The following is a 16,703-nucleotide window of genomic DNA, read 5'->3' on the forward strand; positions in this document are numbered from 1 at the left end:
ATTATGCGCTCTGACCGAGGAGCAGCCCTTCCATCCGGCTGCAAAGCTCCTCAAAATCACTGCGCTTCATTTTTCCCGTATGGATCAGGTAGAGATAGTCATAGAAATTGGGCAGGCAGGGCAGCGACAGCAGTTCTTCCGCAAAGGCGTGGGCCGCAATCTCCCCGCACCGGTTGATGCGGGAGCGGCGCTTCAGCCCCAGAAAGGTGAAGCTGACCACCGGGTCCAGCTCCTCCACAATGGAGCGGTTCTGCCGGTACTCCCAGATGTGAAAGAACTCGTGGGCCAGATGCACGTCCATAGCCTCCTCACTGGTAAGGCTGCGGCCCTCCCAGGCGCTGTGGCGGGCCAGCTCGTCGATGGAGTCGGGGTAGACCTCCACACTGCACTCTGCGGGACTCATGGTGGCCTGCCCCCGCAGGACAACGCCGTATCCTTTTTTCCCCGTCCCGCCCCTGTGGATTTGGATGCCGCTGTTTTGGTAGAGTGTCCTGATATCCGTCCCGCGGAACTTCCCAGCCGCCGTCCGTCCGGCCTCCAGCGCCCCGTCGATGTAATAGGCCATCCGTTCCGGCGGTATCTTCTGAAACATCAGATCGTTGGAGAGCTCGCACATCGCCAGAATCCGATCGTCCATCTGCCTGCCTCCCTGTTTATTTATAGGCCACAGCCAGGATCTCCTCACCGGGACCCATCATCTCGGTCTCCACATCCAGAATGGAGTAGAGCTGCTCCGCCGTCTGCATGCCTGTCAGATCCAGCATCTTCTCCTTATAAAATACAAACACCTTTGGTATGGTAGCGTTGGCATCGGAATAGGTGGTATTATCGTCCAGGAAGGAATTGAAAATATCCTTCTGCTTTTCCTTTGGGAAGATAACATAAGATGCCTGCTCCTTGCGCAGCCGCACAACGCCTTCCCGGTCCACCACGGCCACACCGCGGCGCTTGAGCTTAATGAGACCGCCCAGCATCTTTTTACTCAACTGGCCCTCAAACAGGTTCCAGCGGCCGGTGCCGCAGACGTACTGGGTCTGCTCCGCCTTGGCCCCCAGGGAATCCGCGGCGATCTTCCCCATCTCCTCCCGGGTCAGATCCGCCGCGCCCAGGTTCTTCTGCCGCAGCTCCGTGGCGCCGGTCGCAATGGCGCGCAGGATGTTCTTCTGAGCGTCGATTTCAATGGACACGTCCACGGTGTCCTCCTTAGCGCCGGATCGGACAATTTTTTCTATCACATCGGCGCGGATGCGCTTGATGTCCTCATCCGTTGGGTTGGCGATGGTGCGCTCCAGCTGCTCCCGCACCATGGCCAGGGCCACGCCGATGGTGGAGATATAGGGCGCGTTCTTGGCCATCTGGCACTTGACCTTCATCTTTTCTGCCAGCGCGTTGACGATAACCGCGCCGCTGCCGCCGCCGCCCACCAGGCTGATGAAGTTCCGGTCCAGCTCGTACTCGCTGATGAGATCCTCCACCACCACGGAGAGCTTCTCCATGGCCAGGTCCATAACCCGGCGGGCGGCCTCCTTGCCGGTGATGCCCAGGTACTGCCCCAGCGCCTCCCAGGCAGGGGCGTTGGTCTCGTCCACGCCCCGGGCGTAGTCCTGATCGGGCACATACCCCAGCAGGTTGGCCGCGCCGGCCAGTGTGAGGGAGTATTCCTTTCCATCCTGAGCCAGGACCGTGACGTACTCACAGGGGTCGTCGCTGCGGGGGCTGACCAGCTGCACCTTGGCGGAGGTGATGCTTCCGGCCGGCGCAAAGCACTCGTACTCCTTGCCGGCGATGTGGGCGCTTCTGGGACCCACGTCCACAATCTTTCCATCCCGCACCCGGATCATGCTGCCGCCGGCAACACCCAGGGTGCGCACGTCCAGGCTCTGGAGATAGGTCTTGTGGCCGCCCACCTGTGCGTACTTGATCATAACCTTGCCGTTTTTGATGACGCTGATGTCCACGCTGGTTCCGCCGGCTTCGAAGAAGATGCCGTCGGAGACCTTTTCATACATCAGCGCGCCGGCCACGCCGGCCGCCAGGCCGGAGAGCATGGTGAGAATGGGGCGCTTACGCACCTCGTCGATGCTCATAACACCGCCGTCGCAGCGCATAATCATCAGGTCCGACTTGATCTTGGTGTCCCGGACGGCCTGCTCCGTCATATTGGCGGTCTCCATCATCTTGGGGATCAGGCTTGCGTTGACCACAGCGGTGCGGGTGCGCATCTTCAGGCCGTAGAGCTGGCTGATCTCATGTCCACCGGTGCAGTAGAGCCCCATCTCCTCCGCTTTCTGAATGACCCGCTGCTCGTTGGCCGGGTCGTCTACACTGAAGGCCTCGCTGGCCACAATCACCTGGGCACCCTGATCCTTCAGCGTTTGAATGGCTCCTTGGATGCTCTCGTCGGTCAGCCCCTTGCTGTCCAGGAAGGTGTGGTAGCTCCTGAGATATTTGTTTGGGGCCAGCTCAATGTCCCCCACGTTGGTCTCGCCCTTGGCGCCCCTGGCGTCGATGCCGGTGGCCATGCCTACGATGCCCACGCTGGCCACATCGCCCTCCAGCAGAGCGTTGGTGGCCTGGGTGGTGCCGTGGGCGATGAATGCCACGTCCTCGGGCGCGATGTGATTTTCCTCCATCAGCGTGGAGATAATCTTCACCACGCCGTGGGCCACGCCCTCCTTGTGGGTGGTTGGGATTTTTCTCTTTGCAATTACCTCATAGGTGTTGGCATCAATGACCACTGCATCGGTGAAAGTACCTCCCACATCAATGCCAATCCGCACTTTCTTACTCATTGCTTACCTCCAAAATTTGCGGGGAATATTGTTTCGTCTGCCCGGCCATTTGATTCAGAGCCGGGCAGACGAAAGGAATACATCAGATTGCTACAAAGAAGCTTGCCACGATCAGGCCCACAAAGGTGGAGATCATGATCCAAAGAATCGTCTTCTTCAGGTACTCGTTGACATCAATCTTGGTGAAGTCAGACACCCAGACGTTGTGGGAATTGGTGGGGTCACAGACGGACTGGATATTGGAGTCCAGCCGCAGGGCCACCATGGCGGCGACAGGATTCATGCCGGAAGCTGCCAGCAGGGCCACAATACCGCTGCCCAGGCCCCAGACGTTGAGGGGACCCCGGTAGATGGCCAGCACGCTCAGCAGGCCGAAGATGAGGACGAACATCACCTGGCTGGTGGGAATGACGGCGGAAATGACAGGCTGGAGCACGGCGGCCACCTGGGGCGCCATGACGGCGTTGAGGGTCATGCCGATACCGATCATCAGCGCGGCGGCGCCGGCGGTGTCCTGCAGGCCCTCAACAACAGAGCCGGTGACAACCTGCACAGCGTTCTTCGGGGTAGAGAGAATCAGTGTCACCACGATGCCGATGACAATGGAGGGGACCAGGGGCATACTGAAGGCAAACACCAGTACAACGGGGACAATGGGGCTGATGAGCGCGATAGCACGGACGTTCTTCTCAGCAGTGGGTTCGGATACAGGCATGGCCCAAGCCTTCCGGGTTTTGGTGCCGCGCTTGATGTAGAACACGATCCACGCCACAGCGATGACAATCAACGGGATGGCACACATCCACGAATAAGCAGTGACGGTCTCCAGGGGCAGGCCCAGGGTGTCGATGTACACGCCCAGCGTGCCGACGCTGAAGGTAACGCCGATACCGTTAGAGAAGAGAAGTACCGCACCGGCCACCATCGGGCTCACGCCGGCAGAGATCATGATGGGGATAATGATGGTGCCCACCAGAATGACCATGCCCAGGCCATTGGAGGCGGCAAAGATCAGGGAGCACACCACCAGGAAGGCCAGCGCGATGGGCAGAGGCTTGTCGCCGGCCAGCTCCGCCGCCTTGCGAATAATGGTGCGGGTCACGCCCACCTTGGTCAGCACCTTGCCGAAGATGCCGCCAAAGAACAGGCCGGCAATAGCGGTGCTCATGCGCATGGAACCGGATTCCAAAACGTCTTTGGCCACAGTAAACGCTTCCGCGTCGGAGGAGATGAAGGGAATGCCAGCCACCAAGGCAATACCAACCGCCATGATGGGAAGAGCCAGGATCGTGGGGAGCTTGCGCATCATCATCAAAATGACGCATACTGCGAAGATTGCAAAGATTCCTATCGCCTGCACAATTTCCATAATTTTTCCTCCTAATAACTCTTTTACACCTTTTGCACCTTTGTCCTTTGTATCATACGGCTCCTCAGCATCAGAATCAGACTTCCAGATAGGCGCCCTGATCCACTAGCGCTCGCTGAAGGGCTTGGATATTCACCTCCCCGGTATTTCCTTCCGCGGCAGCCGCCATTGCGGCGGCCACCCCAGCGGCTTGTCCCATCGCGCCTGCGCTGGGCGTCAGGCGAATGGCCGCCTGTGCTTCAAAGGTGGCAGAGACGCACCGCCCCGTCACCAGAAGGTTACTGACTGAATCACACACCATGATAGAGTAAGGAATGGAGTAATAGGTTCCCGGCTCGCTCATAAAAACAGCCTTTGTTCCTTCGCCGTCAGGGCTGTGAATGTCAATTGGGTATCCGGAGTGCGCAATCGTATCTGGAAATCTCCGCCGCTCCAGAATATCTTCCGCCGTGAGTGTATACCGCCCCACCAGCTGTCTCGAGCCCCTGACGCCCACTGTTGGGCCGGTAAACTCCAGCATGGCGCACTCAAAGCCGGGCACCCGCGCCCGCAGGAACCGATCCAGCTCCGCACACTGGCGCCGTCCAATCTGCTCAGCCTCGCTTAAACTGGCTGCATCGGTGGCGTCATGGTTCACAATGCGCGTAGTATTCATGATATATTCGCCGGGACGCCCTGTGGCGAACATGAGTACATTCTCCCGACGGATGGTCAGTTTCCCGGCCGCCTTGTCGCTGGAGAATTCGTCGTCAAACCCCTCCAGGTCCACTGGGACGGGCTGACGGAAGATCTCCATATGAGGCGCCAGCTTAGGGAACCGATCCGGGTTTGCTATCACATAGCCCTTTAGCTTTTCTGTGTCCACGCCGCAGTATTTCATCGTCATGGTCATGGGCTGCGCAGCTCCATCCTCCGGGCGGCCTTTCGTCATAGGTGCGCCCGCCCACGCCGCCACATCGCCATCGCCAGTGGCATCTATATACACCTTTGCGGACAGAGTGTTCAGCCCGTCCTTATTGCAGACGGTCAGGCCCGTGATTCTCCCCTGCTCGGTCTGCACCGCTCCCACAAAAGCATGGAAGAGCACTGTGCACCCTGCCTGGGCAAGCTTCTCATCCAAGAGAAGCTTGAGTCCCTCCGCATTAAAGGGAGTGATGGTGCTGGTAAATTGCTTGGTGTCAGGCACATGTCCAGGCGACTGTCCCCGGCGCACCAGCTCCTGTACCAGCTCCTCCATAATGCCGAGGATTACCTGTTTTTTGCCCGCGTGAAACGTCATCATAGGCCCCACACCGCACCCGGTCAGCGTTCCGCCCAAGTACCCGTTCTGCTCCAGCACCAGAACGTCCGCACCGTTCCGCGCCGCTGCCAAAGCCGCCGCGCATCCCGAGACGCCGCCGCCTGCGACCAGCACATCAAACTTTTTTGTGAAAATCGTCTGTTCCACTATTTCCATCCCCTTTCACTTTCTTTGCATTTTTTCAAGACAACATTTTCACAATTTTCATTCTATTTGGATATTTTTTCTGTTTTAAATATTTTTTGCACATTTATTTTTAAAATTTTGTCTCTATTTTTGTATGTATTATATATTTATTTTCTAAAACTGTCAATATTATTGAAAATTATTTTTATACAATTTGATGTTTTCTGATTTGTATACTTCGACAGATTTCTTTTTTCCCCGGGGGCATTATTTGCTTTCTACCATTTTTTATGATATATTAAATCGATATAACTTTCTGTTTAAAGAACCGCCTATTTGTTGGATTTCTGCTTTGAAACATACATTTCCCGTCAAATGCCAAGAAAAGGGGGATATCTGTGGTCTCCGCCGTTATCGCAAAAATTATCTCTATGCAGCAGAGCCTAACCGTCAGCGAGAATGAGATTGCACAGTATGTTATCCACAACGCTGACAGTGTTGTAACCAGTACCATTACGACAATCGCAAAAAATACCAACACCTCGGAAGCCAGTATCAACCGCTTCTGCAAAAAGATCGGCTTCAAGGGCTTCAACAGCTTTAAGGTTGCCCTGGCTCAGGATAACTTCTACCACTCCATGCAGGAGTCCGGCGCAGAAAACCAAACCGGCCTTGTCGCCACCGTGAGCAAGGATTACCGCCAGATGCTGGTCAACACCACCGCTATGCTGGACGAGGAACAGGTTCTCCGTGCTGCGGACGCCATGCGCAGCGCCCCCCATATTTTCATCTTCTCCCTCTCCTACACCGGATTTGTTGCCCGCGAGCTGGAGTTCAAGCTCAGTATGGTCGGCCTCTATACCAAGGCGATCTCCGAGCCGGCAAATATCAGGGTTTATTCCGGCTGTGTTAACAAAGGTGATCTGGTCATCGTTATCGCCCCCACTCTTCTCATGCGTGAGCTTTACCAAGCCATTACAATCTGCCGGGAGCGCGGTGCCACCATTCTCTCCATCACCAGCTACGACTCTCCCAAGCTCAGCACTCTGGTGGACTTTAAGTTCATCATCAGCGACCGGATTACCACGCAGAATTCCGTCTCAATCTCCAATAATCTGATGTTCCTTTATGTCACAGACGTGCTCTACTGTGCCCTGCTGGAGAGCGACAAGACGCTGAAGCAGCGGCGTCTCAACAGCGACGCTATCCTGAACAGCCAGCAGACAATGGACAGCTATTTTTTTGAATTCTGAAGCATAGTGTCAAAAGGCTTTCACCAAGCAAAAGCAAGTTGTCGGCCTGTGTCTGGTGTGAACGGCCTTCCTGTATCCCTTACAATGGTTATAATTCTCCGGAAAATACAAGGCGCCCGCAGTCTGCTTTACAAAGCAGACTGCGGGCGCTTTTCTAACTATTTACGCATGTATCGCTCCGATATTCAAGACGCAGGGGAAGTCATGTGTCGAATCTCTTTCCTTATTTCCGGAGCAGTATACTGTGCGGGGCGTTTCTGCATTTCACCAGAGGGCAGTGCCGCGGACAAACTTTTTGACCACATCCCGGTCCTCAGACAGATAGATAGCCCGTTCCAGCCGGTCCTCCACAGCGAGGGGGAGCACAGGGGCGGTGCGGCTGTCGTCCAGCACCACGGCATCCAGCTCATACCCAGGGTCAAAGGAGCCCACCCGGCCAAAGAAGGCGCCGCCGCCGGCGGTGCCCAGCCAGAATGCCTCGGGGGCGGTGAGGGGAGCCAGAGACTGTTCCTGAAGCCGCCAGCGCAGCTTGGACACCTGGATGGCGTCGGCCATGGCCCGGAAGATAGACAGGGTAGAGCCGCCCGCCACATCGCTGCCCAGGCCCACGTTAAGACCTTCGTCCAGGTAGCGGCGCACCGGCGCTATACCGGAGGCCAGATTGGTGTTGGACTGGGGACAGTGGGCCACATACACGCCCCGCTTCTTCATGAGGGCGATCTCCTCGCTGCCGGAGAGGACGCAGTGGGCCATAATGCAGCTGTGGTCGCCGCCGAAGAGGCCAAAGCGGTCGTAGGCGTCGCCGTAGAACTTGGACCAGGGACACAGCTCCTGAACCAGGGCCACCTCACCGCGGTTCTCCGACAGGTGGGACTGGACGGGCACGCCAAACTCTCTCCGCAGCCTGCCCAGCCGGGCCATCAGGTCATCGGTGCAGGAGGGGGTAAAGCGGGGGGTGATGATGGGTGCCACCCGCTCGTACCGCCCGGCTGCATCCTCCAGCCACCGGCGGGTTGTCTCTTCGGCGGCCTCCGGGCTCGCCTCCCGCAGGGTGTCGGGGGAGTTGCGGTCCATGTTCACCTTGCCCACCATGGCCACCAGGCCGGATTTTTCCAGCAGGTCCATCAGCAGAAGGGTGGCAGGAGCGTGAATGGTGGCAAAAACACAGGCACGGGTATTAGGCCCCCGCTTCATGTCATCCACAAAGCGGATATAGGCCTTGCGGGCGTATTCCAGGTCGGCATACCGGGTCTCCTCGGGGAATGCATGCCGGTCCAGCCAGTCCAGCAGTTCCAGGTCCATGCCTAAGCCCCGGAAGGTGTACTGGGGGGCATGGACGTGGAGGTCCACCAGGCCGGGAATCACCAGATGGCCGCTCCAGTCCTCCACAGGCAGGTTGGCGTACTTCTCCGGCAGAGACCGGAACACGCCGGCGGACTGGCCGTCCACACAGATCAGCCATCCGTCACGGAGGGTATTGAGGTGCTGGGGGTCTCTGCTCCAGCAGAGGTCGCCCCTGAGTGCGAAGCTGCGCTGTTTCATTTGATATCCTCCAGTCTGTACAAACGCTTGTAAGAGGGATAGACTGCTGCAAAAAAGCAGAAAAAAGGACTGCCGGTGCTGCGCAGCTTCCCCATTCTGAGGAAAACTTATAGCGCGGCTGTTCCGGCAGCCGGTAGAGACACCCAACCGATTTTGGGCCTATATAAGTTCTCTGTTTACTTGTATCGGACGATACACCTGAACAAAATCAGTATATGCCGCCCGGCCCCTTTTGTCAAGATCGGCTCAGGAGCAGAACCGGTGCTTGCCGATGACTGTGATGAGGGGGCGGCTCCAGATCCAGGCGCTGGTGGCGGTGTCCGGGTTAAAGTAGTAGATGGCCCCGCCGCTGGGGTCGGCGCCATTGAGGGCGGCCCGGGCGGCCCGGTAGGCTGAATCAGCCACCGGCTCGTTGAACTGTCCGTCTACCATGCAGGTGAAAGCGCCCGGCTGATATACCACCCCGGCGATAGTGTTAGGGAAGGAGGGGTGCTCCACCCGGTTGAGAATAACCGCTCCCACCGCCACCTGTCCGCTGTATGGTTCGCCTCTGGCCTCTGCCGAGATAACCCGGGCCAGCAGGTCCACGCTGTTGGACTGGCTGGAGGCGGGGGAATCGCCGCCGGTGGTGGACATGCCCAGCGCCCGGAGGGTGGCAGGCCCCACAATCCCGTCCGCGGTGAGGCCGTTTTTCCGCTGAAAGTATTTCACCGCCTCTTCAGTCTTGGGGCCGTAGATGCCGTCAATGGCCCCGGAGAAGTAGCCCCAGTTGCTCAGCTTGGTCTGGATGGTGCGCACTGCGTCGCCGGTGGAACCCTGCCGGTATACGGCGGCCTCCGCCGACTGAAAGAAGGTGATGACCGCAATATTGACCGCAAAGAGCACGGCCAGGGAAAGCACCAGCCTGCGCCGGTTTTGCATGAGAATCCCCCATTTCCTGTTCTGCATTTGGCTATATTGTACGGCGGAAAAAGGCGGGGTATGCGAAAAAAGCAGAGGAAATGGTTTCCGAAAAAAGGTCGGATGGAGAATAGTGGAAGAAAGAACGGGCCATACTAGATATAAAATTTTTAATATGGAGAGGACGATGGGACATGGTAAAGGGCGTCACCCGGCGGGTGATTGTGGTTAAGTCCCCTGACCGCCGCCTGTTTGAGCAGGCCATTTTTATTGTCAAGGAGGAGGCGTTTTCCGCCCAGGGGGTTACGGCCCGGCAGGTTTTGGAGGAGGCTCAGCGGGTGGCAGATGGGTACATCCGCCGCAACACCGGCCCAGGCCGGTGGTTCCGAAGAATTCCCGGCCCGGTCTACGGGCTGGCCGGGGCGGGCGCGGCCACACTGGTCTGGGCGCTGGCACTCTTTCTGTAAGCGTAAGGGAGGGGGTAACACCCCCTCCCTTTTTGCTGCGCAAAGCAGTGCGCAAAGGAAAAATACTCCGTCACTCTTTGAGCTCGGAAACCTGAATGCGGTTTGCACAGGTGCGGGGCATTTTCTTGCGCTTTACATTTTCTTTCTTCTCCGGCGCACCAGAATCACCGCAACCAGTATCAGAATCAGGGCCAGCACCGGCAGCAGAATGGGAAGATAAAAGATCAGATAGCCCAGGTTGGGCGGCTTTTGGGAGGGGTGCTCCTCCGTGCTGAGGGTAAAGGTCAGCTCTCCGCCGGGCAGGCCGTCCAGGGACAGGGCGTAGCCCCCCTCCCCCTTCTCGAAGCCCTTCAGGCTGCTCTCCGTGATGAAATAAGGGGTGTTCACCCTGATATCCAGGGTTCCAAAGCTCCTCCAGGTCCGGGCCGGAGAGAGCAGGTAGGTATAGGTGTAGATGGACGGGTCGTAGTTGGTGTTGATGGCGGGATAGAGGGGCGCGGTCACGGTGTTGACCACCTGCTCCCCCGGTCCAACTGTAATCTCGTACTCATACCAGCGCATCAGGTTCTCCAACAGATCCCGGTGGATATCGCCGCCGCTGATGACGCCGCAGCTCCACATGCTCCGGTTCAGCTCCTCCACAAAGGCGTTGTACCAGTCCTGCTCCAGCACGCCGGACCCGCTCTCCCAGTCCTCCAGGGCCAGGTCCTTGAAGGTCATAGCGGAGGTGTCTATCAGCTCTACGGCGCCCTCAATCTCTTTGTCGCAGGCTCCGTTTTCGTACATCTGCCAGTCCAGCGCGCCCACCGGCTCACCGAAGCAGTAGACCGTGTACCGCTCCCCGTTCTCCGCCCAGGCCTCCGCCTGCACACCCTTCTCCAGGGTCTTGCCCCCGCTCTGCTCCTTCAGCAGCACCCGGGTGCGGGCCGGGTCGGCGTTCAGGCGGAAGGCGGCGTTGGCGGCCGGGTACGCCTCACTGTCCACCCCAGTGACCTCATAGATATATTTCGTCACGGGCAGATCCGGGGCATAGAATGGGTCATCCACATAGCCGTCGTGGAGCAGCGCCATGTCCCGCTCCAGGTCAAACTGGTCGTGCCGCTCCGCCAGGGTGTGCCGCAGGCGTTTTTCCACCGCCGCGCCGTCGACGGTGATATCATATTTATCCCCGTCGGCGCCACAGATGTACGCCCCGGTCTTACTGTCGTAGTAGTATCCGTAGTCGGGCACCGCCCCGAAGGGGAATACCAGGGTAGCAGTGACGGTGTAATCCGCCGGGTTACAGAAGGTATACTCCGCCGTCACCCGGCCGGTATAGGCCAGGAATTCCTCCGCGGTGGAGTAGTAGTTTTTCGGGAACTCCCGCACCTCAAAGGTCAGCGTTTCCCCCTGCACCTCCAGCGGGCAGGTCCCGCCGGTTACAATGGCCCCCGCCCGGTCCGTTCCCGACCAGTGAGACTGGGCCGAGTTGGCAGAGGCGGCGGGCGCGGTCCAGGCCCCCAGGAGCAGCAGGGCCAGCGCCGCCTTCCACAGGCGTCTCTTCATGTTTATCACCAGTTCCTTCCCGCCCGTATTCCTGCGGGCGCTCCAAAAGCGGGCTGCCTCTTTCCAGTTTCAGCATACCATACCGGTCTATTTTCCGCAAGAAATGGTTCTATCAATCAGGCCCAGGCGGGAAATTTTCTCCCGTCTGGGCCTGATTTGTGTTGTATGTTGGACTACATTCACTTCAGGGCGGCGATCTCCCGGTTGAGGGCCTGGACGTCGGGCATCTCAATGGGATTGTTGGTCAGGCCGTAATCCTGCTTCAGGGAGAGGACACGGTACACGCTCTGGTCAATCCGCTCCTCGGTCAGGCGTCCGGAGGAGACCGCATCCAGCACCGCCTGCCGGGCCAGGGCCAGGTCCCCCTCGTTGTGGCACACCAGAAGCACGTCGCAGCCGGCCTCCAGGGCCAGGACGGCGGCCTCATCCAGGCCGTAATGCTCCGTGATGGCCCCCATGGTCAGGTCGTCGGTGAACACCACGCCGTCAAAGCCCAGCTGCTCCCGCAGCAGGCCGGTGACCACCGCCGGGGACAGGGACGCGGGATGGTCCGGGTCGATGGCGCTCATAAGGATATGAGCTACCATGACGGCGGGCACCCCCGCTCCCTCCCTCCCCTTGATGGCGCTCTGGAAGGGGATGAGCTCGGAGGCCAGCAGCTCGTCCACTGTCTTGGATACCGTGGGCAGGCCCACGTGGGAGTCCACCGCCGTATCGCCGTGGCCTGGGAAGTGCTTGACCACCGGAATCACCCCGCCGTCCATCAGGCCGTAGGCCGCCCAGGGGCCCACCGCCTCCACCGCCTCCGCCGTAGTGCCGAAGGCCCGGGTACCGATGACCGTATTCTCCGGATTGCTCCAGATGTCCAGGGAGGGGGCGAAGTCCAGGTTAAAGCCAAAGGCCGCGCACTCGTGGGCCAGCACCTGACCCAGGGCATAGCCCACCTCGCTGCTGCCGCTCTGGCCATAGACGTAGGCATCCTCCAGGGAATTCACCTCATCGGGCATTCTCTCCACAGTACCTCCCTCCTGGTCCATGGAGAAAAAGAGCGGGATGTAATCGCCGTTCACAGCCCGCAGATCGTTGACCAAGGTCACCAGCTCCTCCGCCGTGCCCACGTTGCGGCCGAAGAAAATCAGCCCGCCCACCTTGTAATCCCGAATCAGGCTGTCCACATAGTCTCCGTCCTCCGTGCCGTAAAATCCGGCAATGAAGAGCTGCCCCACCTTCTCCTCCAGGGTCATAGCGGCCATCTGCTCCGCGACAGGATCGGGGGCGGAGGCGGACGGGGAGGCGGGCTGTTCGCTCTCGGCAGGAACGGATTCCGCAGGCTCGGTTGTCTCAGGTTCAGAGGCAGTGGGGGCCGCGGACGTCGTCCCGACAGCCGCGGATTCTGCCTGCGCCGGCGGCTGGGCCGGGTCGCCGGTACAGCCGCCGGCGGCAAACAGCATTGCAAACATCAGAATCATAGCCGTAATCTTTTTCATGGCGCTATTTCTCCCGCTCAATTTTTCAAAAGGTTCAAATGGTTTCGCTTCTCTTAAAGGCAGGGAAGGGTGATCGGCCAGCCGATCACCCTTCCCTGCTTTTTCATTTACACAAACTGGTTTCTCTGCGGGTCGTAAGCATACCCAACAGCCCCCAGCTTGGCGGCTATCTCCCCGGCGTCGGCCTGAAGGTCATCGCACAGTGCCTCCAGGCTGGGGTACTGGTCCCGCAGCTTGGTGTTGAGATAGCTGAGCAGAATTACAGGGTCCTGAGGCAGCATGGGCGGCTCCTCCTATTTCCCCAGCTTCATGGAGACCACATTGTCCACCATGGCCAGAGCGTTGTCCAGCATCAGGGGGTCCTTGCCGCCGCCCATGGCGCTGTCCGGCTTGCCGCCGCCGGAGCCGCCGGCGATGGCGGACACCTGCTTGACGATGTCCCCGGCCTTGATGCCCCGGGCCACCGCCTCCTTGCCGCAGACGGCCAGGAACGTGATCTTCGTCCCGTTCACCGCTGCCAGCACCGCCACCACGTTGGGGGCCTTGTCCCGGAGCTGGTCGCCCATCTGGCGCAGCTTGGCGGCGTCCGCCTCGGGCACCGTGGCGGTGAGAACCCTCAGCCCGCCCACCTCGTGGGCGCCGAAGAGGATGCGCTCGGTCTCTCCGGCGGCCTCCTTGGCCCGGAACTTCTCAATGGTATGGCGCATCTCCCGCAGCTCGGCCATGTTCTGCTCGGCCTTTTCCCGCAGCTCTCCGGGCTTGGCCTTGAGGATGGCGGCGGCCTCAAACAGGAGCGCCTGGTTCCGGTTCATAATCTCCAGGGACTGGGCGCCGGTGGTGGCCTCAATGCGGCGCACGCCGGAGGCCACGGAGAACTCACTCTCAATGTGGAATACGCCTACTTTGGCGGTGTTGTCCAGGTGGGTGCCGCCGCAGAACTCCACGGAGTAGCCGCGGCCCATGTCCACCACCCGGACGGTGTCGCCGTACTTCTCGCCGAAGAGGGCGATGGCCCCCTTCTTCTTGGCCTCCTCGATGGGCAGCACATCGGTGTGGATGTCGTACCCCTCCAGCACGGCCTCGTTGACCATGGCGCTGACCTGAGCAAGCTCTTCAGCGGTCATGGCGGAGAAGTGGGTGAAGTCGAAGCGGAGGCGGTCCTCCTCCACCAGGGAGCCGGCCTGCTGCACGTGGTCGCCCAGCACGGTGCGCAGGGCCTTGTCCAGCAGGTGGGTGGCGGAGTGGGCGCGCATGACAGCCTTGCGCCGCTTCACGTCGATGGAAGCGGACACCGTGTCGCCCAGCTTGATGACGCCGTTGGACAGCTTGCCGTAGTGCATATATTTGCCGCCCTTGTTCTTCTGCACGTCGGTGACGGTAAAGACGGCGGAGCCGTCGGTGATGACGCCGTGGTCGGCCACCTGGCCGCCCATCTCGGCGTAGAAGGGAGTCTTGTCCAGCACCACGATGGCCTCCACGCCGGGCATAACCTCCTCGGCCTGCTCGTTCTCCACCACCAGGGCCACTACCTTGGCGCCGTCAATGGCGGTGTGGTCATAGCCCACGAACTGGGTCTCGGGCACGTCCTTGCCGAACTCCACGCCAGCCCAGCCCAGGTCGCCCAGAGCCTCCCGGGCCTTGCGGGCGCGGACCTTCTGCTCCTCCATGAGGGCCTTGAAGCCCTCCTGGTCCACGGTCATGCCCTGCTCCTGAACCATCTCGATGGTCAGGTCGATGGGGAAGCCGTAGGTGTCGTACAGCTTGAAGGCGTCGGCGCCGGAGAACACGGTCTCCCCTTTGGCCTTGTGGCCGGCGAGCAGGTCGTTGAAGATCTTCATGCCGCCGTCGATGGTGCGGGCAAAGTTCTCCTCCTCCGTGCGGATGACCTTGGTGATATAGTCCTGGCGCTCCCGCAGCTCGGGGTAGTGACCCTCGTTCTCGTGGATGACGGTGTCGCACACTTCATAGAGGAAGGGGTCGTTGACGCCCAGCAGCTTGCCGTGGCGGGCGGCCCGGCGGAGCAGACGGCGGAGCACATAGCCCCGGCCCTCGTTGGAGGGGAGCACGCCGTCGCAGATCATGAAGGTGGCGGAGCGGATGTGGTCGGTGATGACCCGGAGGGACACGTCCTTGGCCTGGCTCTCGCCGTAGTGGGCGTGGGTGATCTCGCTCACCTTGTTGGTGATGTTCATGACGGTGTCCACGTCAAACAGGGACGCCACGTCCTGGCACACGCAGGCCAGACGCTCCAGGCCCATGCCGGTATCGATGTTCTTCTGCTTGAGCTCGGTGTAGTGGCCCTCGCCGTCGTTGTTGAACTGGGAGAACACGATGTTCCAGACCTCGATATACCGGTCGCAGTCGCAGCCCACGGTGCAGCCGGGCTTGCCGCAGCCCCACTGGGGGCCGCGGTCATAGTAGATCTCGGAGCAGGGGCCGCAGGGGCCGGAGCCGTGCTCCCAGAAGTTGTCCTCCTTGCCGAACTTGAAAATCCGGTCGGCGGGGATGCCGATCTCCTCGTGCCAGATGCGGAAGGCCTCGTCGTCGGCAGGGGTGGTCTCGTTGCCGGCGAACACGGAGGGATAGAGCCGCTGGGGGTCCAGGCCTACCCACTCGGGGCTGGTCAGGAATTCCCAGGCCCAGTGAATGGCCTCCTTCTTGAAGTAATCGCCGAAGGAGAAGTTGCCCAGCATCTCGAAGTAGGTGCCGTGGCGGGCGGTGTGGCCGATGTTCTCAATGTCGCCGGTGCGGATGCACTTCTGGCAGGTGGTCACACGGTGGCGGGGGGGCTCCTGCTCGCCGGTGAAGAAGGGCTTCATGGGCGCCATACCGGAGTTGATGAGCAGCAGGCTGGCATCGTTCTGGGGGATGAGGGAAAAGCTGGGCAGGCGCAGATGGCCCTTTGTTTCGAAGAATTTCAGGAACATCTCGCGCAGTTCGTTAAGGCCGTAAGCCTTGGGGTTTTTCATGGAAATCTACCTCCATATTTGAATTGCTGATTGTTTTTTGGTTACTGCGGCAGTGGAGCCGCCGAGCCATCTATCTGTGTCAGCTCGATTAGACCGGCACAGTCGGAATGGCGGGTAAAGGTGAGCCATGGAAACTGCTCTTTCAACCGGTCCACTACGAAATAGATCTCATCGTCGTCCCAGTCGGTTCCAGCCTCCTCCCGGCAATGTTCCAGTTCCTTCTGTGTGGCAAAGGCCACATCGCCGATATAGATACTCCCGCCCGGGTTCAGCAGGGGGAGCAGTTCTCTCAGAAAATCGGTCTTCTGCCCGTCGGTTAGATGGTGCAGGGAGTAGGTGGCAACGATCGCATCGTATTTCTGTGCTGACAGTGCGTCAACCAGGCCCTTGGTCAGATCACCCTGATACAGTTCCGCCTCCGGCATCTTTTCCCGCGCCCGAGCAATCATGTGCGGGGAAAAGTCCTGCCCCCAGATTCGGCAGCCTCGGTCATAGAGCCGCGTCGTCAGTGTCCCCGTACCAAACCCCAGGTCCAGCACTCTGGGGGCCTCATCACTCCGACGTGAGAGTATGCGGTTGTAGATATCGTTCAGTATCTCCCGGCATCCGGCAAAGGGATATCGGTCGGATTCGTCGGATAGTCCCACATCCTTGTCATAGTCATCCGCCCACAGATCAAATCCCTGGCTGTCAAGCATTTATATCCCCCCTGTTCGGCCATAAAAAAAGCCCCGCCCCATGTCAGGGGCGGAGCAAGTTCACTCCACGGTACCACCCTGATCTGCCCTAAAACAGAGCATCTCATGTCATCCGGTAACGGGGATGAGGCGTCCCGCTCGTCGCGGGCGGCTGGTGAAGTGGCGCGCGGGTCCGTGTCGCGGAGGGCTCTCACCGTCCCCTCTCGCTCGTCGCGGCGTGGCCCGCTTGGCTTCGTCATGGCCTTTGGCTTAGAT

13 protein-coding genes and 1 riboswitch are annotated in these 16,703 nt (G+C 59.7%); of the genes, 2 read left to right on the plus strand and 11 right to left on the minus strand.

Annotated elements, in window-relative coordinates:
* Position 1 precedes the first annotated feature (1 nt).
* From Q0K06_RS05770 to Q0K06_RS05785, 4 genes are all read right to left on the minus strand, one after another.
* Positions 2 to 637 (minus strand): hypothetical protein, encoded by a 636-nt coding sequence (locus Q0K06_RS05770; RefSeq protein WP_294549791.1) that lies wholly within the window; start codon positions 635 to 637, stop codon positions 2 to 4.
* 16 nt (positions 638 to 653) lie between these two features.
* Positions 654 to 2,792, minus strand: coding sequence for a hydantoinase/oxoprolinase family protein (locus Q0K06_RS05775; protein ID WP_294549794.1), 2,139 nt, complete (start codon positions 2,790 to 2,792; stop codon positions 654 to 656).
* 82 nt (positions 2,793 to 2,874) lie between these two features.
* On the minus strand, positions 2,875 to 4,161 hold the full coding sequence (locus Q0K06_RS05780) for a citrate transporter (RefSeq protein ID WP_294549796.1): 1,287 nt from the start codon (positions 4,159 to 4,161) through the stop codon (positions 2,875 to 2,877).
* Positions 4,162 to 4,237: 76 nt separating this feature from the next.
* Positions 4,238 to 5,608, minus strand: coding sequence for an FAD-dependent oxidoreductase (locus Q0K06_RS05785; RefSeq protein ID WP_365924824.1), 1,371 nt, complete (start codon positions 5,606 to 5,608; stop codon positions 4,238 to 4,240).
* Between the two features lie 377 nt (positions 5,609 to 5,985).
* Here Q0K06_RS05785 and Q0K06_RS05790 point away from each other — a divergent pair, with 377 nt between their 5' ends.
* The gene (locus Q0K06_RS05790; RefSeq protein WP_294549800.1) at positions 5,986 to 6,840 is read left to right on the plus strand and encodes a MurR/RpiR family transcriptional regulator; all 855 of its coding nucleotides are present in this window, start codon (positions 5,986 to 5,988) and stop codon (positions 6,838 to 6,840) included.
* Positions 6,841 to 7,104: 264 nt separating this feature from the next.
* On the opposite strand, the gene Q0K06_RS05795 is transcribed toward Q0K06_RS05790, so the two are convergent.
* Both Q0K06_RS05795 and sleB read right to left on the minus strand, forming a co-directional pair.
* Positions 7,105 to 8,382 (minus strand): amidohydrolase family protein, encoded by a 1,278-nt coding sequence (locus Q0K06_RS05795; RefSeq protein WP_294549802.1) that lies wholly within the window; start codon positions 8,380 to 8,382, stop codon positions 7,105 to 7,107.
* Positions 8,383 to 8,472: 90 nt separating this feature from the next.
* Positions 8,473 to 8,569: riboswitch (purine riboswitch) on the minus strand.
* 59 nt (positions 8,570 to 8,628) lie between these two features.
* On the minus strand, positions 8,629 to 9,303 hold the full coding sequence (gene sleB / locus Q0K06_RS05800) for a spore cortex-lytic enzyme (RefSeq protein ID WP_294549804.1): 675 nt from the start codon (positions 9,301 to 9,303) through the stop codon (positions 8,629 to 8,631).
* Positions 9,304 to 9,476: 173 nt separating this feature from the next.
* On the opposite strand from sleB, the gene Q0K06_RS05805 reads away from it, so the two are divergent.
* Positions 9,477 to 9,749, plus strand: a complete 273-nt coding sequence (locus Q0K06_RS05805; RefSeq protein ID WP_294549806.1) for a translation initiation factor 2 — start codon at positions 9,477 to 9,479, stop codon at positions 9,747 to 9,749.
* A 132-nt stretch (positions 9,750 to 9,881) separates the two neighbouring features.
* Here the strand turns inward: Q0K06_RS05805 and Q0K06_RS05810 are convergent, their stop codons facing one another.
* The 5 genes from Q0K06_RS05810 to Q0K06_RS05830 form a co-directional block, all read right to left on the minus strand.
* Positions 9,882 to 11,294 (minus strand): hypothetical protein, encoded by a 1,413-nt coding sequence (locus tag Q0K06_RS05810; RefSeq protein WP_294549807.1) that lies wholly within the window; start codon positions 11,292 to 11,294, stop codon positions 9,882 to 9,884.
* A 179-nt stretch (positions 11,295 to 11,473) separates the two neighbouring features.
* Complete coding sequence (gene nagZ / locus Q0K06_RS05815) at positions 11,474 to 12,781, minus strand: beta-N-acetylhexosaminidase (RefSeq protein WP_294549809.1); 1,308 nt, start codon at positions 12,779 to 12,781, stop codon at positions 11,474 to 11,476.
* Between the two features lie 107 nt (positions 12,782 to 12,888).
* Positions 12,889 to 13,062 carry a DUF4250 domain-containing protein gene (locus tag Q0K06_RS05820; protein WP_294549811.1) on the minus strand — a complete coding sequence of 58 codons (174 nt, stop codon included), beginning with the start codon at positions 13,060 to 13,062 and terminating at the stop codon, positions 12,889 to 12,891.
* Between the two features lie 12 nt (positions 13,063 to 13,074).
* A complete protein-coding gene (gene alaS, locus Q0K06_RS05825) occupies positions 13,075 to 15,750 on the minus strand; it encodes an alanine--tRNA ligase (RefSeq protein ID WP_294549813.1) in 2,676 nt (891 codons plus the stop codon).
* Positions 15,751 to 15,791: 41 nt separating this feature from the next.
* A complete protein-coding gene (locus tag Q0K06_RS05830; RefSeq protein ID WP_294549815.1) occupies positions 15,792 to 16,448 on the minus strand; it encodes a class I SAM-dependent methyltransferase in 657 nt (218 codons plus the stop codon).
* Positions 16,449 to 16,703 lie beyond the last annotated feature (255 nt).

Origin of the sequence: uncultured Pseudoflavonifractor sp. (assembly GCF_944387805.1) — a bacterium.
Lineage (GTDB): Bacteria > Bacillota > Clostridia > Oscillospirales > Oscillospiraceae > Pseudoflavonifractor.